This is a genomic window from Anaerosporobacter faecicola, from assembly GCF_012070565.1.
Taxonomy (GTDB): domain Bacteria; phylum Bacillota; class Clostridia; order Lachnospirales; family Lachnospiraceae; genus Anaerosporobacter; species Anaerosporobacter faecicola.
In genome coordinates, this window is sequence record NZ_JAAQRO010000024.1 from 43,581 (window position 1) to 68,354 (window position 24,774).

16 protein-coding genes are annotated in these 24,774 nt (G+C 36.8%); 1 reads left to right on the forward strand and 15 read right to left on the reverse strand.

The features are described 5' to 3' along the window. Positions 1-36 precede the first annotated feature (36 nt). The 6 genes from HBB17_RS10955 to HBB17_RS10980 form a co-directional block, all read right to left on the reverse strand. Complete coding sequence (locus HBB17_RS10955) at positions 37-2,091, reverse strand: ABC transporter permease (protein ID WP_167957538.1); 2,055 nt, start codon at positions 2,089-2,091, stop codon at positions 37-39. Continuing rightward, positions 2,081-2,857 carry an ABC transporter ATP-binding protein gene (locus tag HBB17_RS10960; RefSeq protein WP_167957539.1) on the reverse strand — a complete coding sequence of 259 codons (777 nt, stop codon included), beginning with the start codon at positions 2,855-2,857 and terminating at the stop codon, positions 2,081-2,083. Before HBB17_RS10960 ends, HBB17_RS10955 begins: the two co-directional genes overlap by 11 nt. Before the next feature lie 185 nt (positions 2,858-3,042). Next, entirely contained in the window at positions 3,043-4,053 is a 1,011-nt protein-coding gene (locus HBB17_RS10965) for a sensor histidine kinase (RefSeq protein ID WP_167957540.1), read from the reverse strand. 2 nt (positions 4,054-4,055) lie between these two features. Further along, positions 4,056-4,595, reverse strand: coding sequence for a PadR family transcriptional regulator (locus tag HBB17_RS10970; protein WP_167957541.1), 540 nt, complete (start codon positions 4,593-4,595; stop codon positions 4,056-4,058). 141 nt (positions 4,596-4,736) lie between these two features. Then, a complete protein-coding gene (locus HBB17_RS10975; protein ID WP_167957542.1) occupies positions 4,737-5,909 on the reverse strand; it encodes a macrolide family glycosyltransferase in 1,173 nt (390 codons plus the stop codon). 398 nt (positions 5,910-6,307) lie between these two features. Next, the gene (locus HBB17_RS10980) at positions 6,308-7,033 is read right to left on the reverse strand and encodes a hypothetical protein (protein ID WP_167957543.1); all 726 of its coding nucleotides are present in this window, start codon (positions 7,031-7,033) and stop codon (positions 6,308-6,310) included. An 88-nt stretch (positions 7,034-7,121) separates the two neighbouring features. On the opposite strand from HBB17_RS10980, the gene HBB17_RS10985 reads away from it, so the two are divergent. After that, positions 7,122-7,286 carry a hypothetical protein gene (locus HBB17_RS10985; protein WP_167957544.1) on the forward strand — a complete coding sequence of 55 codons (165 nt, stop codon included), beginning with the start codon at positions 7,122-7,124 and terminating at the stop codon, positions 7,284-7,286. A 214-nt stretch (positions 7,287-7,500) separates the two neighbouring features. Here the strand turns inward: HBB17_RS10985 and HBB17_RS10990 are convergent, their stop codons facing one another. The 9 genes from HBB17_RS10990 to HBB17_RS11030 all read right to left on the reverse strand — a co-directional run bounded on the left by HBB17_RS10990 (position 7,501) and on the right by HBB17_RS11030 (position 24,771). Further along, positions 7,501-7,908: a hypothetical protein gene (locus HBB17_RS10990; protein WP_167957545.1), complete on the reverse strand. Its 408-nt coding sequence runs from the start codon at positions 7,906-7,908 to the stop codon at positions 7,501-7,503. Between the two features lie 74 nt (positions 7,909-7,982). After that, complete coding sequence (locus HBB17_RS10995; RefSeq protein WP_167957546.1) at positions 7,983-8,657, reverse strand: response regulator transcription factor; 675 nt, start codon at positions 8,655-8,657, stop codon at positions 7,983-7,985. A 288-nt stretch (positions 8,658-8,945) separates the two neighbouring features. Continuing rightward, a complete protein-coding gene (locus HBB17_RS11000; RefSeq protein WP_167957547.1) occupies positions 8,946-10,133 on the reverse strand; it encodes a YibE/F family protein in 1,188 nt (395 codons plus the stop codon). 326 nt (positions 10,134-10,459) lie between these two features. After that, positions 10,460-17,728, reverse strand: a complete 7,269-nt coding sequence (locus HBB17_RS20690) for a CehA/McbA family metallohydrolase (protein ID WP_167957548.1) — start codon at positions 17,726-17,728, stop codon at positions 10,460-10,462. Positions 17,729-18,423: 695 nt separating this feature from the next. Further along, positions 18,424-19,575 (reverse strand): MFS transporter, encoded by a 1,152-nt coding sequence (locus HBB17_RS11010; RefSeq protein WP_167957549.1) that lies wholly within the window; start codon positions 19,573-19,575, stop codon positions 18,424-18,426. 129 nt (positions 19,576-19,704) lie between these two features. Continuing rightward, the gene (locus HBB17_RS11015) at positions 19,705-21,780 is read right to left on the reverse strand and encodes an ABC transporter ATP-binding protein (protein WP_238483733.1); all 2,076 of its coding nucleotides are present in this window, start codon (positions 21,778-21,780) and stop codon (positions 19,705-19,707) included. A gap of 11 nt (positions 21,781-21,791) precedes the next feature. Beyond that, complete coding sequence (locus HBB17_RS11020; RefSeq protein WP_167957550.1) at positions 21,792-23,606, reverse strand: ABC transporter ATP-binding protein; 1,815 nt, start codon at positions 23,604-23,606, stop codon at positions 21,792-21,794. A 57-nt stretch (positions 23,607-23,663) separates the two neighbouring features. Beyond that, entirely contained in the window at positions 23,664-24,164 is a 501-nt protein-coding gene (locus HBB17_RS11025; RefSeq protein WP_238483734.1) for a GNAT family N-acetyltransferase, read from the reverse strand. Positions 24,165-24,501: 337 nt separating this feature from the next. Then, positions 24,502-24,771, reverse strand: coding sequence for a hypothetical protein (locus HBB17_RS11030; protein ID WP_167957551.1), 270 nt, complete (start codon positions 24,769-24,771; stop codon positions 24,502-24,504). Positions 24,772-24,774 lie beyond the last annotated feature (3 nt).

The following is a 24,774-nucleotide window of genomic DNA, read 5'->3' on the forward strand; positions in this document are numbered from 1 at the left end:
TTAGCGTTTCTTGGGTGGGTTGTCTAGTCCTATCCACTAATTCAGGAAAAGGTTTCGTTTGAATCCAATATATGTTGCAAGGAAGTAAATGATATAAAAACCACCAAATACGCCAAGTGCTACACCATAATACAGGAGCGTTGATGTCTCCACACCTGTATAAAAGATGAATTTCTTACTGGCAAATAGTGCAATTCCACAGCTTGTTATAATAGAAATAAGGATTGGACATAGGTAATACAGCAATAGTTGTCGAAATACACATTGATTAATCTGTCTTTTATTCAATCCTAACTTGCTTAAAACACCATAACGGAACTTGTATTTGGTGGAGTCGCTTAATTGCTGTACCGCTAGAATAGTCAACGCTACACATAAGAACACAAATCCAATATACATAAGAGGGAAGGTACAAGCAGACATTACAAATCGCATGTCGATCATGACATCTTTCTTAACGATACAATTACTTACATATACCATCACCTGGCTTGATCCATACCCGTACTCGAACGTATCATAGTCCCTCTCTTCCTCATCCTCTTCCTTATCTTTTGCAGTTTCAAGTGTGTCATTTTTTGCATCTTCTTTTTTTATAATCTTCTCTTTTCGAACGGCAAGTAATGCTTCTTGAAGTCCATATTCTGCCTCTTGTTCAAGTTTCACTGCCATTTGGCTATACATTGGTGTCATTTGTTTGATTCGATCATCTGGTACAACAATCACATAGTCTGCTCCATTTTGTCCATCTAAAGAGAATTCTTCTGTATAGTAGGCACTTAGATGCAACGTTTTGTTGCCACATACTAGTTCCTTTTCCTTTTGTTCTTGATTTAACCGATTATATATTCCCTTTTTTATGGCGACTGCATATTCATCATCCTGCAAGGAAATTGGCGCTAGATCAATCATTTGCCGCAACGTATTAAAATCAGATATTCCCATATACGTATCATATGGATAATATGCTTCTCCATGAACATTGGTTAGGCTTAGCAGATCCTCATTCATCTTCGTTGTTCCATTGGAATAAACCCGATAAACCAATTTTGTCTGTATTGATCCCCATTCCTCAATGGTTTCCTGTTCTTCTAAAAACTCTTCGTCTGTTTCCTCACTATGTATAATGATGTCAAATGGGAATTTGACTGGTAATTGTTTTCTCTGATAATCATGGAACATCATTGCAAATGTACATCCAAACAATGCTACAGAGAACAAAACACTCAAGGTTCCCATGGTAAACTGCATCGTTTTTATCTTAGAAGAAAATTGACGTAATAAGAAGACATTCGTCCCACGATACATTCCCTTTCCCTTCTTGGTCACATACCAGGAAACCCAAGAAGCAACACCTACATATGTTCCATATATGGCGATTACATAACCTGCAATTCGTGAGATCCACCCCAATGGTGTATAGGTTCCAAAGAAAACATATCGATAAAATAGTATGAAATAAAGGATTGATAGCCACAGTAACCATCTAGTCCAGCCCATATGCTTCTCTTCTACTGATTGGTTTTCCTTCTCTGCTTTCATAAAATCCGCGATATTCATCTTCTTAATCTTTTTCCGACTTCGTAGTAATGCTAACAGAAAACATACACTATAGCAGAGAAAGGTCATGCATAGCCCCCATACACTTACCTCTACGTGAATATGATAACTACTGCCCATTATCTTGAAAAAGATTGTCATGATAAATTGTTCTAACCCTAGCCCTACTACAATTCCAAATGCAAATGCAACAATACTTAAAATTATATTCTCTCGAAAATACACTTTTGAAATAGTCTTTTTCTTCATTCCAAGCAAAAGATACGTACCGAACTCTTTGCTTCGCCTCTCCATCATAAACCGAATCATATAATTGATAAGCCAAGCAATGATAATTATGATAAAAAATGTTGCAAGTCCTAGCATACATGCGAGAATCATTACCTGAGAACACATATTCCTTACATCTTTTGAGAATATCATACTATTAAAACTGAACATCAGTGCTGTTACCATAATCATTGTAAGCAGATACACCAGATAATCTCTCATAGAACGTTTTGCATTTCGTAATGATAATTTACTCAACATCAGAAGTGTCACCTCCTGTAAGGGATAGCACATCTAAGATTTCTCCCAAAAACTCTTTTCTGCTTTTTGTTCCACGAATCATCTCATGAAAGATTTCTCCATCTTTTAGAAACAGAATTCGTTTACAATAACTTGCTGAAAATGCATCATGGGTTACCATTAAAATCGTCGCATGTAGTTGATCGTTCATCTTCTGAAACGTATCCAGTAACATACGAGAAGATTTTGAATCCAATGCTCCAGTTGGTTCATCCGCTAAGATTAGTTTTGGATCATTAACTAATGCTCTGGCACAGGCACATCGCTGCTTCTGTCCTCCGGATACCTGATAAGGGAATTTACCTGCAATCTCTTCGATTCCAAGCGTCTTCATCATCTCCGTACAGCGTTTTCCAATCTCATTCTTCTTACCGCTCCACTCTTTATGAAGCGACATGGCAAGGGTAATATTCTCCTCCATTGTTAGCGTATCCAACAGATTGAAGTCCTGGAAGACAAAACCCAGGTTGTTCATACGGAAATCAGACAATTGGTCATCGTTCATCTCTGTAATATCCGTCTCTTCAAAGTAAATGTGTCCTGCAGTTACCGTATCAATTGTTGAAATCATATTCAACAGTGTACTTTTACCTGAGCCTGACGCACCCATGATTCCTATGAACTCCCCTTGATTTACCGTAAAACTAACCCGATTTACTGCTTTTGTAACCGCATTACTCTGTCCATAATATTTCTCTACATCACAAATTCTAATAAATTCACTCATAATCATACCTCTCTTCTAATTACCGTTTTATCGTAACAAGTAACCGTTTCTGTCTCCTTCATGAATCCTGTATTCGCTGTTTCTCTTTTCTTTGGATTTCTTGTTAACAGTATAACGAATTATTGAACATCATGGTATGAGTTACCTTTACAGTTATCTTACAGTTTTGAAAGATAACTTGTTCCTTACTCAAAAAGGCTAGACCTTGGAAAAAGCATATGGATTCTCGTATATTCTCCTTCTTTTGACTCTACCTGCAGCCTAATCCCGATTCGTTCGCTTAATTTCTGACATAGATATAAGCCAATTCCTGTCGCTTTCGACTGATCTTTTCTTCCATTGCTTCCTGTAAAGCCTTTATCAAAGATTCTTCCTAACTCTTCTTCCTTAATTCCCACTCCATTATCTTCAATCGTCAACACAACGCAATCTTTTCTCTCTTCTGTAGAAAACAGAATAGCCGCCCCTTCTTTTCTCCTGTATTGAACGGCATTTCGAATGATTTGGTTTAATATGAATGCAATCCATTTGGCATCACTGGATACAATCGTTTCCTCAAATGCAATGGATAAGCGCACTTGATTTTGTCGCAGATACGGTTTGTTCTTGCTGATGGTGTCCTTCACCACCTCCGCCAGATCCATCTTCTGAATAAGATAGTCTTTGTAAACGGAATCCAGTCTGGCATAATAGAGCACCATGTCGATGTATGTATCAATTTTATTCAATTCAGCTGTTACCGTCTGGTTCCACTGTTCCTTATGATTTGCTCCATATAACGTTAGATAAGCCAGTGGCGTCTTCACCTCATGTACCCAGCCTTCGATATATTCCTTATAATCCTGTTTGGCATCATTTAATTCGTTAATCTTCTCAATAACATCTTTGTTGGATTTTTTAATGATTTGTCGATACAATTGATCCTCGATACGATAGGATTTTGGCATTACTTCCCCAATCAGATACCGTTTATCTAATTCATCGAGTAATTGTGTAATCTCCTGAAAATACTTCTTTCTCTGTATATACGTTACGCCATAAACGAATACATTGCCAATGACCCAAGCTGTCAAAATTAGAAAGATTACACCATAGGAATTCCCCACCAGTCGAAGGAAACAAGTCAAAGCAAGCATTCCCGCTAATTGTAACAATAGTACAAACAGTTTATCCTTTAAAAAATCACCTAATTTCATACCTACATCTCCAATTCTTCTATCGTCTCATCACACCACTGAATAACAGCCTCACTCGATAGAATTCCTCTTCTTAGTACAGCATTAAGAAAAAAACACCTCTCCTCTGCTACTTCTTTAATTCCTTGTTCCAACTCCGCTTGCATTTTGAGATATTTCATTCTATTCTCTACATAGATTTCTTTATAGTTTTTCATCATTTGTATTATCTTTTCCACTGGTTGATTACTTGAAAACAATAATTTCAACATAAACTCTGAACGTACTGGTTGCTGCACGGTATCTGCTATGAGCCATGTCTTGAGTTCCTCTTTCCCTTTTTCAGTAATCCCGTACAACACCTTTTTATCCTTTTCGGTTGAAATGATTTCAATCATTTCCTCTTTCAACAACCTCTTCAATGTTGGATAGATGTGTCCAAAATTCTCATTCCAAAAACCAGATAAAACCTTGTCGCTATACTTTTTTATATCATAGCCTGTACTTGGTGATATATTCAATATACCTAATATTGCATACATTGATTTATTTGTTAATGCCATTCTTATTTTCTCCTATTTTATGATACAAGAGCCAAAAAGTCATTTCATTTTGTGCCTATTTTTCTTATGTCGAGTTTTCTGGCTTTCATCAGAAAAATGCCTTAGGATAACCTTTCAGGACTGAAATTGAACTGCGAAGTTTCAGTTAATATATTCTTCCAATCTCAATACCACTTGCTCCGTCTTAACAGCATTTTTCATCTGTAATGAAATCTGCATACAATTTTCTTTTATTTTCTTATCAGATATAAGTGCTTCTACTTTATCTCTCAGCAATTCCGGCGTCAGTACCTTAATATCTTCTGTGATTCCAAGTTGCATTGCGACAAGACGTTTCGACACCATATGTTGGTCATTGACTTGTGGTAAAGCCAACATAGGAACCCCATAATATAGTGCTTCATTCACACTATTAAAACCTGCATGTGTAATAAATACATCGGCTTTCTTTAAGATTTCCAACTGTGGAAGGAAACGATTCACCATAAAATTAGACGGTACTTCCCCGAGTTCAGCTTGATTAATCTTCTTACCAATTGACATACACACATAGTAATTGGTATCACAAAATGTAGCAATACACATTTTATAAAAATACAAAAAGTCTGTATTAATGCTTCCCAATGATATGTAGATCAGTTTTTTGTCATCTAATATTGATAAATCCAAATCAGACTCTTCCAACTGGCGATTGATTGATGGACCTGCAAATATATATTCCGGTTCATTTACCCCCTCATCTCCATTAAATTCACGAGTAGTGTATACAATATTCAAATCTCCTTTACTTGTGAAAACTTGCTCTAATGATGGTTGTTGTATATTATATTTTTCACAAATTCGCGCTACAATTTCATAACAATGATCTAATTGTGGATGAAACCCTCTTGCAAACATCCTCTCGGGTATTGGTGCTTTACTCATAGCAAAAGAAGAATGTGAGCAAACAATTGGGACTGTTGTCATCTGTTTCAAGAAGCAACCGCCTCCAAAGATTGAGTCACATATAATCATATCATACTGCTCATGATCTACAATATCCATGATTTCTGGTAACACTACCTCATCGTATAGAAGAATATATTCTAGCAACATGTAAAACGGATGCCTATCTGTGGGACGATAATTCTTAAAAAATATATCCAAGTCGTTACTATATCCAATCCTTCTAGCTCCCATCTGATTCACTTGTTCTGAAAATGATGCAGAACAAAAATAGTCAACCTGGTTTCCTCTTTGTGTAAGCGCTTTAACCATTCCAAGCGTTGGGTTAATATGTCCGTTTAAGTTTGCATTAACAAATAATAGTTTCATATTCTCCCTCCTTATATCACTGTGATATAGTCTATAATATACCACAGTGATATAATTATCAATAGTATTATTGTAATTATTTGGTTTAATTGATTGACTTCAAAAACAAAAAAGTATATAACTAGGATGCTAGAAACACACTGGTAGAAAAGAATGAAAGAAAATTCATTAGATGCCAAAAGGAAAAGGAAGGGGCTGTTGCAAAATAGTTGAGTAAAATCAGCTATGGAGCAATGGCTCTTTTTGCGTAAAAAAGTAAAAAGCAGGTGCCGAAGCACCTGCTAGTGGTATAATTAGATTATGTAATAAAATTAATATTAAATATCTGAAAAGAACAAGGGAGCGTTGCTCCATGACTAAAAAAGTCATTTTGCAACACCCCCTTCCTTTTTTTAAACTTAATAAACACTATATGTTCCAGATATACTTACAAATCCTCTTACATAATAATTTATTCCAAATACTGAAGACGACTCTTCACTAACTGTAAAACCAGCACTTATGAGTTCACCTATAGTAAATCCACCTTCATTACTCGTAGAATGTCCAGCTTCAAAATAAACTTCTCCAGTTAAGACACCACTTCCAGAATATTTTACTTCTGTAGTTGGAAAAGATGAGGCATATACTGATGCATCAACATTTTCTAAAGTAAAACTACTAGATGATGTAATATAGTAATTTTTTGATAATACTGAGTTAATCTGTCTGAATGAACCACTTTGATATACATTAAGATGCATAACAAAAGAAAGTACGAATGGTCCCTTGTATTGGTCACGTTTAACAACAATATTAGAATTTACACCACTTGCTCTTAAAAGCTGGTTCTGTGTACTACCTTCTACGTATTCCGTAAGTGTTTCTATTAATGCATTTGTATTCTTGTCCACAATTTCAACTGTAGTAACACCGTCTATTGTAGCTTGTCTTACTACATTTACTTCATCGGTGTTATAATCTGTATGTACCACTATTTTATCTAGTCTAAGATCAAGTGTATCATCTTCAGTATTTGAAATATCTTCATTAGTAGGAATTGATTCAGCAGCCTTAACCAAGTTACTAGGCATAATAATTAAGGATGCAATAAACAAATAGGTTAATAGTTTGAATTTCTTCATATTTAATTCCTCCTTCAAAATTTATGTTTACATAATATTACATATAATGTAAAATGTAAATATATATATTTTTTAGGAGGATATTGACATGTTTAATGATACTGCATTAAGAAAAACAATTGAATATTTAGCTGAGCAAAATGCTGATATTGCAAAACAACTTACTATTACTAATATTATATTAGCAGGATTTTTAACTTTATTTTTTATTTATATTGTATTAAGTATCTACAAACTATTAAAACATAAGTAATTGTACAATAAATCAGCACTACTCATTAGAGTAGTGCTGATTTATAAAGGATGATTTGAAGCAACTGGAATTACAAATAAGTGGAATAATTTGAGTCATTAATTAACATATATGGCTGTAATCCTTCTCCAAGTACTTTTTAATTACATTGATTTTCTTAAACATATATACCTCCTTCCTTTATGCTTATCTAGAAAATACAAAAACTGTCTTCTTAATTCTTTGAGTATAAGATATAGTTAACTGCCGCTCCTTGTTCCTGCTCAGTTTTAATTAAAATTGCATTACCCAACATAATAATTGAAGCCATTCCTTCTTCTTCAATTTCATTAATTGCTTTATCTACTTCCATCAAACTACCATCAAGATTCTCATTCCAGGATATAATATAAACCAATGATTTCATTGAGTAACTTCTAAGTTTCTTGATTAGTTCACTATTACTTAATGTATTTCCCATATAAACGATTTTGTTTTCATCAATATAATCAAGTGTATTATGACAAAAATGGCCAATTGCATGTTCTCTCTTTTTAGTACTTGATAATTCAAATAACAGTCGCTCTCTTTTGTTCTTTGTTAAGAACTTTTCTACAAACTCTTCTTCATATTCTAAACTCATCGTTTACGTCATTCCTTTCAATTAATGCCAACAAGAATTTTGCTTTTCCTTAAGCATTCACCGCAAGATACGTATTACTCCAACAGATAACCAAGCCCACGTTTTGTCGTAATATATTCGCCTGCCCCTAGTTCCTTTAATTTTGCACGTATTCTTGTTATATTCACACTTAACGTATTATCGTCAATGAAGATCTGGTTGTCCCACAGATAATCCATCAATTCCTCTCTGGCAATGATGCATCCTGCTTTCCGGAAGAGATAATATACAATTTTGATCTCATTTTTTGTTAAGTCGATACTCACATTCTCTCTCTTGAGCTTACCCGTAGACAGTTCCAATGTAACTTCACGATAGGTAAGCTGCACTTCCTGCTCCTCCTTCTTGGGAGCAGAACGCTTTAGTACCGCTGCAATTCTTGCTAGTAAGATTGGTGGCTGATATGGTTTTGTTATATAATCATCGCCACCACGGGTTATACAGTTTAGTTCATCCATCGATGTAACATTACTTGTGACAAATATAATAGGGACTTGGGAGGTTTTTCTCAATTCGCCACAGATTCCAAGCCCATCTTGATTCGGTAGATTCATATCCAATAATACGAGATCTGGATTCAGATTAAGAATCTGTTTTGCAACTCTTTGAAATTCCTCAATCCAACTCACTTCATACAGTGCATTCACCAATAGTTGCTGCAACTCTTCTCGTATATTCTCATCATCCTCAACTATAACAATCTTATACATACACTTGCCGCCCCCTCGCTTTTCTATTTATATCAATGCGTTCCTTTATTTTACTGTTTTCTTTTACTATTTTCTTTTACTTCTCCGCTCTCGGTTTATTTTGCTCTGCATTCCATCATCTGTTTCTATTTTATCCCATTGTTTTCTTCTTGTACAGTTTGCAATTTCCTCTACCATAAAAAAGACCTCCAAGTGCCAGTCTCTCTAACAAGTCACTTGGAGGTGCAAATACATGCACAAATTATTATATCGATAAATTACTAACGCAAACTTCGCATATCGAAAACTCTACTTCGTATATCTATGCTTTTTATTCTTCTCAATATTGGCACTAATCAATGCAACAATTGGAACGGTCAACACAATTCCGATACTTCCTGCGATTCCGCGTATAATCTCAATGGCAATACTATCGGTATTCAGCAGTTGCTCATAGGGAATACCATAAGAATAAATCATCAGTAACAGATTCAATGAGGAGCCAGTAAATGCAAGGATTAACGTATTCGCCATTGTCCCCATCGCATCTTTTCCGATGTTCATACCCGAGCGGAACAATTGGCTGGTCGTTAACTCTTCATTTACTTCCTTCAATTCATGAATGGCAGACGCAATACTCATGGCAACATCCATTACTGCTCCTAGGGAAGCAATGAGAATTCCAGCTGTTAACAAATTGGTTATCTGTATTCCACTGTCTCCTCCCGCAATCAGGTATAGAGACTCCGCCTCCTGCATCTGATACCCACTGATATGTCCAATTTTCCCTACCAGATATGCTAAAAATCCTGCCAACACAACTCCTGCTATCGTACCAATCATGGCAGATGATGTTTTCTTGTTGATTCCATCGATTAAGATGAAACTGATGATTGTTGTAAATGCAATAATTCCAATGGTTGTAGGTAAGGTAGGGTATCCCAGTAATAGAAGTGGAAGAAGAATCTTGACCACGGCTAACAAGGTTAGCACAAGACTTAGTAAAGCAAAAAATCCTTTCCTTCCACCAATGACACAAAGCAAGACCATAAACAACCCGATAAATCCATAGATTAATAAGGAACGATCATAATTATAGACAGAGAAATTCGGACCATCTTCATATAAGATGGCACGAACCATAATCTTTGTTCCCTTTTTGGCGTATACATTGAATTGGGCACTTAGATAATTTTCCATGGAAACAACTTTCCCTTTGTAAGGGCCATTGGTTAATTTGACTTGAATCGTTTGGGAACCTCTTCGAACTCCCTCTGTAGCAGGGTCTTCTTGGGTATTATCAACGACAACCTTCTGAACGACCCCTTTATAATAATGCATATTCTTTTCTTCGCTTTGAATCTTACTATCATCTATATGTAAAACAACAGCTCCAATTACCAAACAGGCAATAAGAAATGTTATGATTTTTGTCAAACTAACTTTCGAAAATGATATCCTTTTCTTGGGAAGATCTGTATTATTTGCTTTCGCCATAACCTGCTATTCTCCTTCACAACTTCTCATATTCCTTCAATTTCATGAAACTTCCTTACATCACATAATTTCAACTTTTATTAAACGCAAGCTTCGCACTTTAAAAACTGCAGGTGCGAAGTTTGCGCTATATTTCAAGTGTTAAAAGCACTTCGTAAAACTTTCTTTTGTCAATTTACACAAGCATTAACTTCTCTCATGTAATGTAGAACATCGTTTGATGAGCAACTGTATGAAGTCGTTGGTACTTTGGCTCTGTAGTTTAGAGCCTTATGTACCACTACAAACTTCAGCGGGGCAAAAGAGGCTTTTGACACCCAGATAAGTTATTTAACAGTTACTGTTGTCTTATAACTCTTTGTTACTCCATTAATCGTTACTTTCGCTGTAATTGTTGTCTTTCCCGCTTTCTTTGCCGTAACTTTACCAGCTTTATTAACGGTTGCAACTGACTTATTGGAGCTTACATATACAACTTTTGCATCTTCCGCATCAACTGGGAGCGTTAGTGCCAAGTCTGCTGTTTTCTTAACTTTGATAGTCTTCTTGGACACTGCCTTGATCTGTTCGAATAACGTTGCAACTACTTTTGTATTTGCCTTCGCTGGAAGCAATACGTAACTAGAGCAATGTTTAATCGTTACCGTGGTGTATCCATCTTTGTCTACTTTGTATGCCACTTTGCTCGTTGCTTCTAATCTTGCTTGATTCTTACGTTTTGTTCCTGTAGTTGCTTTTTCATTATAATAGTATAAGTAAACTTTTTCACCAGGTTTCATTGTATCGCCAACATAGATACGTACAGATGCCTGTGTTGGTAATATTCCGCTATGTTGGAAATCAAGTACAAGACCTGTCTCTCTTTCTTCTTTTGTCATACTTTCTGCTAGAAGATCATCGATTTTTTCTACCTGGTCAACAGTTGTAATGTTGATTGCCGTATTCACATCCGTAACTTTTTTGTTGGATTTCTTTAGGTTTTCTCCACTAAACAACCATGAGTATTGTTCCGTTCCTTTTTCATCTGTGATCATAACTTCAATATCTTTTTTACTTGTTTTAGCATTACTGATCACTGGTTTTGTAATATTCATTTCATTAATGATGATTTTTTCTTGCTCTTGAATACTAGCTGGAATGGTAACAACAATCTGTACTTTATTGATATCTTTCTTATCAATCTGCTTATGAATATCAGTAGATGGTAATTCAATCGTAACTTCTACTGGTACTTCTTCACTTGCATATTCTTGTGCTGCAAGAAGGATGTCTTCTGCGATTGTAGTAGAAAGAATTGCTGTTTTTTCTGTTTCTTTACTGTTTAATTCTTTTGGAGCTACAACAGCATCAATCTTCTGTACAACATTCTTTTCATCTCTTGTGATGATTGCCTGTGCATCTTGTGTTTGACTTTGTGTAGTTGCTTCGATTTTCACTGTATTAGAAATCTGTGCACCCGATTCTTTATCAATTACAACTTCTGTCGTTGTAACGATCGTCGTATTATTTGCATTCGTTTCTGTTACTACATTGGTTGTGGTTTGCGTATTCTTCTCTTTGTCCTCTGTTACGGTCGTTACGCCCTTATCTGTATCGTTCGCTTCACTTCCTGATGCACTGCTATCACTTGTTTGTTGTGATACAAGTACAATCTCGGAACGGTCACGTACACGAAGTCGTTCTCCATCTGGATCGTATGAAACCAATCCAACTGCAGATACTTTATTACCTGCTTTTACAAAACTCTCTAATGCAGGACCTGTGGCATCTGAATTCAATACATATCCATCAATAAATACTCTTGCCTCAACACCAGAGGAATCCTTAACCATGATTGTTTCCACAATATCATTCTTTAAGATTACCTTGGTGATAACACCTTCTACTTTAACAAGTTTACCACCATTCATTTGATAATCCATTGCGTCTTTCGTTGTCATCTTCGTAGGTGCAATTGGGTTCTTCTCCGTATCAATCACTTCTGCTGTAATTACACGAAGTTCCATATCGCCTAGATATTCATCCAAAGAACCAACTACTTTTACCTTCTGTCCAACTTCGATTAATCCTTCATTAATTGGGAAGATATTGATTCCGCCGGTTGCGTCCTGAATGTAAATGGTATCAAAGAATGCATTTCCTGATACTGTACCAGCGGTAACTGTTCCTTCTACACAATAGATATCACCCATTGTTCCATTTCTTACATCTGCAATGTTGCTTAAATCCATTTGTTTCTTTACATGATCAATAATATTTACAATAATGGTTTTATTGATATATGGTAAATCCCATATATTATCTTGTTCTGCTTTTACTTCAAAATCAGACATGAATACCGTACTTGATACGAATACATTACCACCACCAGCAAGCTCTTCTCTTGCTAATAAGATTGCATTTCCTTTTTCAATATCCTTGTAATTGCTGTCTAACTTCTTACTATCAATTGAGTATGTTGTATCGAAGCCTTTTATCAGATATTCTGCTTTTCCTGCTTCCACTGCTGCATTATCAAGTAATACGGTACAGCCACTGTATGCACTGTATTTTTGTCCATCTACAACTCCCTGCGTATAAGCGGACTCTGTATTATAGTTTGTTGGATACAGACGGTAAGCTTGCCCACCATTGTTGACTTCATCATATGCTTCATCACTGTTCATACGAGTAGTGGCGCCAATATAGGAAAGTAATTTGTTCTGCTCTGTTGAAGTTTGACAGTCCGCTGTATCTTGGTAATCCGCAATTCCGCAGACGATTAATTCGCCTCCACGGTCTGTATACTCTTTTACTAAATCAAGGAAAGAATCTTCAAAATGGCTGATTGTAAATGCACCTGCATTTGCTGAACCATTCTTCTTGGCTGGTGCAGAGATGATTAACAGGTCACAGGTATCTAGAATTTCTTTTGTCATGGTATCTTTCACGATGGTCACTTTGACATTCTCATCTGCTGCAATCTTCGTAAAGTTTGACATGTTTGCACCGTAATATCCCATTACATAATCGTTATCATGGGTACCGTCAATCACGACATTGGTTACCATACTTGGTGCTACATAGGTTAACTGTAATACACTCTTATAAACTTTGCTAACACCACGTAATGTTGCATTAACAGTAACATAGAGATTAACTCCGCCTGTTCCGTTGTATGTGTAATCAAAGGAATATGTTCCTGTTGTACAAGAAGCAAGACTAGTTAATCCAGCTTTTGCAAGGTCCACTGTATGAATGATTTCATCCTCTATACTATACGTAATAGAATCAATCTGTAATTCATCTGGTTCATTATTGAATAATTCTAAGTTAACATCCAGTGCTTCCCCTTTGACTGTTAATGCAGCCGTTGTTGAAATACTCGAGATACCAACCGCTTCTACTTTACCAACCCAAACAGGAGCAGTTACTGCTGTATCCTTATCTGGTTGTGTAATTCGAATGTAGTAATACGAATAATCTGCAGGAAGATTGAATTCCAGATTTGCTGTATTACTTGTTACATTCTCTGAAGCAACACTTAATCCACCATTCACGATTACTTCTACTTTACCAATGGAAGAATCGGTTGGATCTTTCAGTTGTACCTTAATATCTGCTTCTGCAGGGGTATCTTCTAAAACAGTTCCCATTACTTCCCCATTCAGGGTGTATTGTACTTCAAGGTCATTATCTTCTGTTGCATAGGTTCTCATGTTACGAAGTGCATCGTAGATATTATCTCTTGTTAAACTATCTGCAAGGATTACGGTTCTTCCCGTATTGGCATCTCCCCAATATCCTTTGTGGTTATCCTGGTTGTTTGTTGGTGCTACATGCCATCCCTTATCAAGTGCACGAGTATAGTATTCATAAGAAGGGAAGTAACCATCACTACCAATTGCTCCTTCACCATTACCAACTTCGAGTAAAGTAATTAAACTATCAATCTCTTCATCATAATGCGCAAAATCGCTGAAATCACCAAATGTCGTACCTGGATGGTTGAACTGGCTGATTGAACTTGTATCTGTTTTCAAGGTTGTATAGTAATTTTTTAATGCCGTTGAATATTGTGAATAATCTGCTTGTGTACGACTTTGGAAACCGTTGGTATTAAAGGTATTCATATGTCCAAGTCCATTGGACCAAGTCATCTCATATCCGTAGATTCCAACGAAAGAAGCATCCGTATAATCATCTGCTAACTGATGTCCTTCCTTCCATTCTTCACTTACAGAACCATCTGCTAAACTAGCTGTCTTTTCATTATCGAAAGAGTTCGAGTGGTCTGTAACAGCAAGGAAATCAATCTGTTCTGCTGTATTTTTTGCATAATTAAATGCTTGATCACATGTTCCTGCCCCATCCGAATAATCGGTATGGGAGTGAATCTGTCCAAAATAAATATTGTAATTTTCATTTTCACGTAACGTATAACTACAAGTTGTTGTTTCACTATCTTTGCAACCGTCTAGTACTGCTTTTGTTACAATTGTCATTGGTAACACATCCAGACTAATCTGTGCCTCTGGATTATAGTTTAACCAGGTTGTACCGTTATCCAAAGAATAACGAATGGTTGCACCTTCTGTTGCTGTTGTTAACTTAACTTTCGTTCCAATTGTTCTTGCACCACCATTTGGATTTGCTTTAACTGGTGCTACTTGTACTTGTGTATATTCGTTCTTGATTACTAAACTATCCGTTAATCCTGCTTTTTTTGCATAAGCAGTTATTACCCCAGGAAGTTCTGTAATAACTGGTTTACTTGCATCATTGTATTCTACATAATTAACACCATCAAAGGAATAATAGATGGTTGCGCCTTCTGTTGCAGTAGAGATGCTAATCTCCTGACCAAATTGTACTTCCCCGGATTCTGGTGTGATCACTGGATATCCTGTGATTGTATCAGCAACCAATGGGCTACCTGTAAGAGCCACTTCACTTAGATAATTGTTTCCAGATCCGATTGTCTCATTTCCAATGGATACATTATCTGCAACTTGAATACGAACCCACAGTTTTGTCGCATTGTTTGCTTCATTCGGTAATGTTACTTCGAATTTTTCAGCGGTACTTGCAGCGGATATGGATTTCGTTCCTACATTAGTAAAGGTTTCTCCATCAACACTATATAGGATCTTAAAGTTCTTCGCACTCGTTTTCGTTCCTTTCATTGTATAGCTTAACTTGACATTTCCTAATAATTCACTGTCACATTGTAATTCATAATAATTTCCTTCAGTAAGTCCTTTGGAACCTAGATAATAGTTCGTACCAGTTCCACCTGTGGTCGTAATTATTGGTGCTACTCCCGTTGATACCGTAAGGGAAGAATCCAAATCTAATTGATCGTTTGCTGTATATTTATCACCATATAATACCGTGGTTGCTCCTACGATATTACTTGTTCCTGCCCAATTCGCAATTGGCAATACGATAGAAGTATCGACTGTTGAGCCATCCGCATTCATGGATACATAATCGGTTGTTGCACCATTACGAACTTGATAACTGGTATTATACTTTGACCATGCACAATACAGATTGACAACGCTGCCTTCTGCTACGCCATCTGGTAAAAGTGCACCTTTGTATAGTGTCGTTGTTCCTGTTGCATCCGTTATGGTTGTTGCTCCAGAACTATTATAAGCACCTAACGTAACATTCTTGATCAATACATATTCTGATAGATATTGATCGCCACCTTCTAATAGTTGTTGAATGGTACGTTCCTGTGGTTTGAATAATGTCATTGTCCCAATGGTTTCCACTGCCGTTACATTGGAGATTTGACGTACTCCTCCATTTTCAGAAACGGTACCTGTTACTTTAATGACATCTCCTGTTTTGTATGTATTCGTATAATCATAGATTGCTAAACCTTGAATCTGGTTATCAATGACATCTTGAAGAACAATGGTATTGATACTGTTTGCATTACTATAAACATTGCCATACTGATATGCTACTTGTCCGAGAACCGTAATTGTTTCTCCTTTAGTCGCGCTGTAGACGTCTTTCAAGCTCTTTGCAGAGGTTTCTGTCAACATCTCATCGGTTACTGGATCCACAACACCAGTAAGATCATCTGTTTTATCATCTCCTCCATCTGGTACCACTGGTGCATCTGCTGTCTTGATAACATCACTAGCCTGTACCACACGAAGTTGCAATGTATTATAGAAACCTACAACTGCATCTAATTTTACTGTTGCATTGGCTTCAATTCCTGTTAATGCAGGAATACGATAGATATTCGTTGTATTCGCATCCTGTGTTAATGTTGTATTGCCGGTTGTATTGATTGCACCTAGTATGGCATCTTCAATATGTACCCGACGACATTCGTAAGTATTAGGGTTTGCAAGCAATTCTGCGATTGTAACATTGGTAGAATATAATGCATTTTCATGAGACTCAACCGTATAATTAACATCGGTTAACTCTTCTAGCCCTTTACTTGTTGCCTTCGTTCCACTAGCAACGACTTTATCTCCAACGGCAAGATCACTTGGAGCGGTATTAAAATACAGATCGATCCCCGCCGTACTATCTTCAATATAGATGTTCTTACCATCGACAAAATTAACAATACCCTCTACCTGAATACGATTGGTTCCATCTTCCTTTTCACGAGCCTCAGATATTGCAATGGTTTCCATCGCTTGTGTATAGTAGGTATACGTGCTGTATGTACTCTTCGTTTCATCCACCTGTGCATATGTTGCAATGGTGAATTCGGTATGTTCCTCATCTGCTCCCAAACTTGCTAAAGTAAATGGACCTGTATACATCGTATCATACTCTGCTCCATTTACATTCATCATGATTGCAGCACCAGATGCTGTTACAGATTCGGAATATAAGCTAATTTCTGTGTCAGGATCCACTACGGATTCACTTGGAATGCTAGCGGTTACTGGTTGTACCACCATTGGCACATAGCCTTCCACCATCGTACCAGAAAGTGTGATAGAACCGATGTTGGTTACACCACTACTTGCTGCAGGTTTATCCACCGCATTGGAACCTGTACCTGCAGCTGCGCATATACCAGATGTTACAATCATTCTTATGTATAAATCACTTACATTACCCAAATCGGAAGGTAATGCAAAACTTTGTTGGGTTGTATAACTATTGGTGACTTGATATGTAGCACCATCAATATCTGTCCATGTATCACCATCTAAACTGTATTGTACCTTAAAATCTCGAACACCCGTATTCGATGATCTTGGATAAAAGGAAATGGTATAATTCTCATAACCAACTGGATGGAAGAGAAAACTCCAGTAATCTCCTTCTCCCCAGCCTGTTGCCTTTAAGGTATTGGCTGATGCCGAATTGACCCCATACTTATCTGGTGAACTGCTATCAATGGTCACTCCACTTGCCCCATCCTTATATGGAAGGGATGCAGGGAATGCAATGGTATTGGTCGTAACATCTGCTGTGGAGGCGAAGTTTAACGACGTAATATTCGTTCTCGAAACTTCCTCTGCAGAACTGACGGTAGCTGGTGCGACAGTAAAGACTGTACTCACTACCATCACAAAAGCCAATAGCAGTGCCAATGGTTTCTTTGCTGCTTGTCTTAACATTTCGTATCCTCCTTAAAAATATGTTTCTTAAGTCCTACTTTGTGCTTAATCTATCATAACTGCTCCCTATTCTGTCCACGTAAAACTGTTGTTAAATTCACGTTAATTAGCACTGTCCCCGACATGTACAGAATGAGCAGATAATTTTTACTTTTTAATTTTCATTTTTCTTTTTTAATTTTGGATAAGAATGACCATGACAACTATCAGAACTAGAATTGATACAAAGAACATGCATTTATAGTTATTATAGACACTATATTATTATTGCTAATAATTTATATAAATAGCACTAATGATACATTCCAAAAAAAAATATATTTTGGAATTAGTTTTTGACAGTTTTAGATTGTATCATTTTTTGTTGAATAATGCAATATAAGTAAACACAATATTTTATATAATTAATATTTATATCCCCTACAAAGGTTCGGGTATCGAAAAACCTTAGTAAAACTTACTTTCATTAATTTGCACAAACACTAGCTAATCTCATGTAATACAGGACATCGTTTGATGAGCAACTGTATGAACGTCTTACTATAGTTTACTAGTATACTTCAAACAATATGTCCACAATCTTACTGGTTTCACATCTACTCTAGATATAATATTTTCCTGTACGAAGTTTGCGTCATTAGGATAAGATATAAAAAAACCCTCTTTACTGGTTTGTCCAGTAAAGAGGGTTCCTATCATTTTGTTGTGATTCTAAATGTCATCTCTGTCATACTTATCATTATAATAATAAAAATAAAGAGATAGATCGGAAGTATTGCGAAGCTGCTTACATTACCCAGAAGTCCAAACAACGGTGGTATAAATGTCGAACCGACATAGGCGCTTGCCATCTGAATCCCGATAATCGCTCCGGAATTCTCTGCGCCGAAATTATTCGGTGTGGAATGAATAATGCAGGGATAGATTGGCGCGCAACCAAATCCAATAACAATAAATCCTGCAAGTGAGACACTTGGACTTGCCGTAGGAATGAGCAAGGAAAAAATCCCACAGGATAAAATACAAGTACCAAGAAGAATCATCTTTCTATCGCCCAGCTTATTCATAATAAAACCACTTAAGAATCTACCAACGGTTATTCCTATATAAAACAGGGAAGCAAATCTGGCCGCTCGATCTGTAGTTATTCCTTTAACTTCAACCAGATAGGTACTCGCCCAATACATTGCAGTTGCTTCCGCAGCGCAATATGCGAAAAAGCCAATCAAAAGGTAAGGAACTCCCTTGATTTTCAGTGCATGGATTAACCCGATACTTTTTGCATTGTCTTCAACATTTTTTCCATTGGCATTCCAGACCGGGAGCGTAGCAAGGAGAAGAAGACCAATACAAATTTGAATAAAAGCAACAATGCGGTATCCATTGTTCCAAGTGGAATTTGTCAACGCATAACTCATAACAAATGGACTGACAATCGCTCCAACACCCCAAAAACAATGCAGCCAACTCATATGTTTTGAAGTGTAGTGAAGAGCAACATAATTATTCAGAGCCGCATCAATTGCCCCAGCACCAAGACCACAAGGAATTGCGAATATAAGGAGCATAAAGAATTGGTTTGAAAAGGAAAAACCAAATAAAGCAATTGCCGTAAGGAATACACTGATTACCGTTACAATACGAGTGCCGAGCTTTCTTGTCAACTTATCTGACAGAAGACTTGATACAATCGTTCCTCCTGATATGACCATAGAAAGAATACCCATAAATGATATAGGAACATTTAAGTCATTATGTATAGCAGGCCATCCCGATCCAAGAAGCGAATCGGGAAGTCCAAGGCTGATAAAAGCTATATAGATTATTGCAAGTAAAAGTGAGTACATTCTTTTTTCTCCAATTTCTGATTTGTGATTTTATTTTTGATAATAACAATAACACCTTCTAAGCGCCGTCAAACCAACTGTCTTTAACTCCACCATTTGAGTGGTGCTTTTTGTAAGGCTGTTTCTCATTTATTGCAACTGCAACTCATACAGCTTCTTATAGATTCCATCTTGATTTAGCAATTCCTGGTGGGTTCCTCTTTCTCGAATTCTACCTTTATGCATTACCATGATCTGATCGGCATGTTGTATAGTTGACAGGCGGTGGGCTACCATTATGGTGGTTCGGTCGCTCATTAATTTTTCTAAGGCTTCCTGGATTAACTGTTCCGTCTCCGTATCAATATTTGCCGTTGCCTCATCCATAACAAGAATCTTCGGATCAAATGCTAACGTTCTAGCGAAAGATAACAATTGTCGCTGTCCAGCGGATAACGTTGCTCCTCTTTCCGTAACAGGTTCATCGTATCCATTCTCTAACTTCTGAATAAATGCATCGGCATTCACATAGCGGGCAGCTTCTTCCACTTTTGTTTCAGAGATTTCTTCACTTCGAAGGCGAATATTGCTTTTAATATCTCCAGTAAATAAGAATACGTCTTGTTGTACCTGGCCAATTGCACCACGTAGCACATCAAGGTCAATTTCTTTAATATTTACGCCATCCATAAGGATTTCACCCTTTTGAATGTCATAATATCGTCCAATCAAATTTAATATGGAGGATTTTCCTGCTCCCGTTGCACCAACAAAAGCAACCTTCTCACCTGGTTCAATTACGAAGCTAACATCTTTTAAAATCCAGTCTTCCTCAATATAGGCAAACCACACATGCTTGAACTCAATCCGTCCATGAACGGCTGGTAAAGTAACTGGATTGCTTGTATTCTTCACAGTAATTTCTTCATCTAGTATGGTAAAGATCTTTTCTGCAGAAGCCATTGCCGACTGTAAGGTACTGAACTGTTCTGCAATTTCTTGAATCGGTTCAAAGAAGGACCCAATATACTGGATAAAGATATATAACGTACCGATTGAGATCAATCCACGGAAATACGACCGCCCTCCTGCCCATATTATAATAACTAGGGCAAACACGGACAATAGATAGATTGCCGGACGGAAGATTGCAAATACCATCATTTCACGGTAATTTGCCTTATATAGATCTCTACTCTTCCCTTCAAATTCCTTGTATTTTTCTTGTTCTCTAGCAAAAATCTGAATTAATTTCATTCCTGATATATGCTCTGACAGGTAGGTATTAATGGCAGTCAATTTTGTCCTAGCAATTCGGTATGTCGCTCTTGATATCTTCTTGAATAAGAAAGTGAGGAATACGATAAACGGAAGCAGGATAAATGCATATAGAGACATTCGGATATTAATACTTAGCATAACAGCTGCTAGCCCGATGATCTTTACCAAGTTCTTAAACAGTTTGACTAAAATGTTGGTATACATCTCGTTCAAAGCTTCCACATCATTGGTGGCTCTTGTTACAATCCGTCCCACTGGTGTAACATCAAAAAAATGTAAGGATAATTTATGAATGTGTTCAAAAACTTCCTGTCGAATATTGTAGATAATGTTTTGACCTGTTAACTGTAGCAACCATGTTTGAGCAAAATTACAACCAAAACTTGCTAGTAAGATTACAAGGTAGAGAATTGCAATCCTCTTAATTCCTGCAAAATCTTGTCTTCGCAACTCTTTCAACTGCTGCTTATGAAGAAGTTTTCCTGCATAGTCTGTTCCATCTATGGTAATGGTTAGTTCTCCATCCCCTAACGTAGCTGTTTTATTTAGTTGTTCTGGATTATTGGATAGCTCCTTCTGGATTGTTTTCGTAACATTTTCAAACATATAATACTGGTCTTTATAGAGATATAATTGGTAATACGTTCTATTTCCCGTTTCCATCTCTTGTTTTGAGAATTTTCGGCTAAGATAGATTTCTCCATACGAAACTGCCCCTTTCTGCATCTTCTCCACTTGGATATAGGGGCGGTCATATCCATCAATATACGTGTCAATGGCATCACCCACCAATACAGGGCGCAGCAACTCGAAACCAGTTATTGCGAGCACGAGAAGGAATACCACCATAATAGAACGCCAATACGGTTTGGCATAGCGAAGTAATCTTCCAAGAACATTTCCTTTCATGCTCTTCTCCATATCTTCTTCAATTACTTGTTTCACCTTCTCACCTCCTACTGTTGTGCGACTAATTGTTTCTCTAATTGTTGTTTATGATATAGGTTTGCATAGATTCCATTCTCGTTCATCAATGTCTCATGCGTTCCATACTCTGCTTTTTTACCCTCTTCCAAAACTAAGATTCGATCTGCATTCTGTATGGTAGAGATTCTATGTGCTATGATAATAATCGTTTTATCCTTCTGGTGTTTTTTCAGATTTGACAGGATCTGTTCCTCCGTGTCGGTGTCTACCGCAGATAATGAATCATCTAAGATCAGTATTGGTGCTTCTTTCATTAATGCTCTGGCTATGGAGCTTCTCTGCTTCTGTCCACCAGATAAGGTTACGCCTCTTTCTCCAACAATGGTTCCGTATTGAAAAGGAAAATCCATAATATTGTCGTGAATACAAGCTTCTTTTGCTGCCTCTTCCATCTTCTCTTTGTCTTTTGATTCACTACCAAAGGCAATATTATTGCCCAAAGTATCAGAGAATAAAAAATTATCCTGTGGTACATACGCAATACTTTTCCGTAACTTATCTAACGGAATCTTACGTATATCTATTCCATCAATCTGAATCATACCCTGTTCTGCATCATACATGCGAAGTAGTAGATTGGCCAATGTTGTCTTACCGCTTCCCGTTCGACCTAGAATGGCCAATGTGCTTCCTTTCTCAATGGTGAGAGATAGATCCTCAATGGCATTTCGATTCTGGTTATGGTAGGAAAAAGACAAGTGGTTAAATGTTATCTGCCCGTGTAAAGCACTAGCCTGCATTGTATTGTCCGCGTCTATCTCACTTATTTTAAGTTGATCTGCCAAACTCTTTCCCAATTGTCCTTCTTCTGATTCATCAATAATTTCTGCCTTTTCAAGAAAAACTTTACGTATCCGTTTATAGGATGCCCTTCCCTGTGAGAAAAAGGTGATACTGTCACCCACTGCAATCATCGGCCACACCAACATATTAATATATTGGTTAAAAGCAATAAATCTTCCTAATGAAATCTCACCAATCATGGTCAGATAGCCACCATAAAATAATGTAATAAGGCTGCTAAAACCAATAACCACATCAAGAAGCGGCATGACTGTTGCTTGTAATTTCACAACGCGCATATTCTTATCTTTGTTATTCTTATTTGCCTTGGCAAATGCACGCATTTCTTTTCTTTCCTGTATAAATGCTTTAATCACACGAACACCTGAGATACTTTCCTGCACTTGATCGGTCAAATCAGAAAATGCCTGCTGCTTTTCACGGAAGCGCTTTTCCGCCTGTTTTCCATACCAGATTCCACCCCCAGCAATAAAGAATAAGGGTACAATCGCCATTAATGTAAGTTTTAGATTAACGTGGGTGATCATCTTGCCAAGAACAAGAATGGTTAAAATCGTCGCATCAAATGTTGTAATTACCGCCGGACCAATAGACATACGTACTGCATTCAGATCATTGGTAAAATACGACATCAACTCACCTGTCTTGTTCTCATTAAAATAGCGCATGGATAATGTTTCTAAGTGCGCAAATAGATCATTTCTTATCTCACATTCAATTCTTCTTGCAGAACCAAATATAAAAAAACGCCATAAAAATCGTCCTATTGCCAAGAGCGCTCCTACCAGTAGAATCTTACCGATTCCTTGCATTACTCCTTCCATTCCCATTGAATGACTCTGCAAGCCATCGGTAATCTCCCCTGTGAATTGTGGAATATATAAATTTAAGATATCTACCACAAGTAATACAATGGCGCCCATTATATAGCGCCTTTTGTATCTCTTAATGTAGTACAGCAATGTATGTTTTTCTTTCATAACCACCCTCCTTGCAGTATATTTTATTGCAGTTTGTGAAATCAATCCACATACACTTTACATATAATTGCTTCTTTTCTCCATTATTACAGTGTTGTGCCATCTTCCAAAACGGTCTCTGGCAATCTTCTCTCGATAACCAACTTGACGGAATCCACAACGTTCATGTACACGTATGCTTGCAACATTTTCCGCAATAATTGAAGAATATAACGACCAGTAGCCCTTTTTCTCTGAGTCAACAATTAAAGTCTTCAATAAGGTTGTTCCAATCTTACAATTCTTATAAGAACTGTCCACATATAAACTAACCTCAACAACGCCTTTGTATACCTCTCTTTTTGATGTAGCTGCAAGAACAACAAAACCAACAACCAGATCATCCATAACCGCTACTAATCGACAATCTTTTAAATGATTTTGGTCCCATTCTTCATAGTTCGGACATTCTGTTTGAAATGTAGATATATTTGTTTCTAATCCTTGGGTATAGATTTCACTTACCCGTTCCCAGTCTTTTTCTTCCATTCTACGAATAATACATTTGCTACCAGCCATATTTTATCCTCCTCGTACTTTACATTCTTTCTTTTCATCATAAACTAATATTAACAGTAGGAACCCTATATTCTATCTTATCACAATTTGAATAAGATTGGGATAGACTATCTTCTCATCTTATTCCTTCCTTTTGTCATAAATTAACGAAATAAAACCGCCTACCCAAAAAAACTCCTCTTCCATGCCAGCACAGAAGAAGAGTTTTCTTTCAAACCTTTATTTCACCACTATTCTATTTCCTAATCACTTTCGTTTTCACGCTGCTCCAGTTGCTATAAGGTGATGGATATTTTCCTATGTAAATAACTCCTTTCATGGTTTATACAAGATCAAACTATGGTTCAATGATCATATGCCCAACGTCATTTAATATATATTCACCATAATCTAATACAAATTGTGCCAGGCGAAACCTTGCAAATACCTCTTCTATCTGCTCTGTTTTCATTACAATTGCAGTCAGCCACTTATCATCTGTGATACCTTTTTCAATTGATCTTACAATATAGGTATCCTCTTTTTTTACCACAGTTTTATCATCATCTATTTGAAGCTGGTATCCATTGTTCGTCTTTTTCACTATAACTTCTGGTTTCCAATTCATATT

What these genes read in the sequence shown, in the direction of transcription:
- HBB17_RS10955 (WP_167957538.1), bottom strand. Translation starts at nt 2,091, where the DNA reads ATGTTGAGTAAATTATCATTACGAAATGCAAAACGTTCTATGAGAGAT.
- HBB17_RS10960 (WP_167957539.1), bottom strand. Translation starts at nt 2,857, where the DNA reads ATGAGTGAATTTATTAGAATTTGTGATGTAGAGAAATATTATGGACAG.
- HBB17_RS10965 (WP_167957540.1), bottom strand. Translation starts at nt 4,053, where the DNA reads ATGAAATTAGGTGATTTTTTAAAGGATAAACTGTTTGTACTATTGTTA.
- HBB17_RS10970 (WP_167957541.1), bottom strand. Translation starts at nt 4,595, where the DNA reads ATGGCATTAACAAATAAATCAATGTATGCAATATTAGGTATATTGAAT.
- HBB17_RS10975 (WP_167957542.1), bottom strand. Translation starts at nt 5,909, where the DNA reads ATGAAACTATTATTTGTTAATGCAAACTTAAACGGACATATTAACCCA.
- HBB17_RS10980 (WP_167957543.1), bottom strand. Translation starts at nt 7,033, where the DNA reads ATGAAGAAATTCAAACTATTAACCTATTTGTTTATTGCATCCTTAATT.
- HBB17_RS10985 (WP_167957544.1), top strand. Translation starts at nt 7,122, where the DNA reads ATGTTTAATGATACTGCATTAAGAAAAACAATTGAATATTTAGCTGAG.
- HBB17_RS10990 (WP_167957545.1), bottom strand. Translation starts at nt 7,908, where the DNA reads ATGAGTTTAGAATATGAAGAAGAGTTTGTAGAAAAGTTCTTAACAAAG.
- HBB17_RS10995 (WP_167957546.1), bottom strand. Translation starts at nt 8,657, where the DNA reads ATGTATAAGATTGTTATAGTTGAGGATGATGAGAATATACGAGAAGAG.
- HBB17_RS11000 (WP_167957547.1), bottom strand. Translation starts at nt 10,133, where the DNA reads ATGGCGAAAGCAAATAATACAGATCTTCCCAAGAAAAGGATATCATTT.
- HBB17_RS20690 (WP_167957548.1), bottom strand. Translation starts at nt 17,728, where the DNA reads ATGTTAAGACAAGCAGCAAAGAAACCATTGGCACTGCTATTGGCTTTT.
- HBB17_RS11010 (WP_167957549.1), bottom strand. Translation starts at nt 19,575, where the DNA reads ATGTACTCACTTTTACTTGCAATAATCTATATAGCTTTTATCAGCCTT.
- HBB17_RS11020 (WP_167957550.1), bottom strand. Translation starts at nt 23,606, where the DNA reads ATGAAAGAAAAACATACATTGCTGTACTACATTAAGAGATACAAAAGG.
- HBB17_RS11025 (WP_238483734.1), bottom strand. Translation starts at nt 24,164, where the DNA reads ATGGCTGGTAGCAAATGTATTATTCGTAGAATGGAAGAAAAAGACTGG.
- HBB17_RS11030 (WP_167957551.1), bottom strand. Translation starts at nt 24,771, where the DNA reads ATGAATTGGAAACCAGAAGTTATAGTGAAAAAGACGAACAATGGATAC.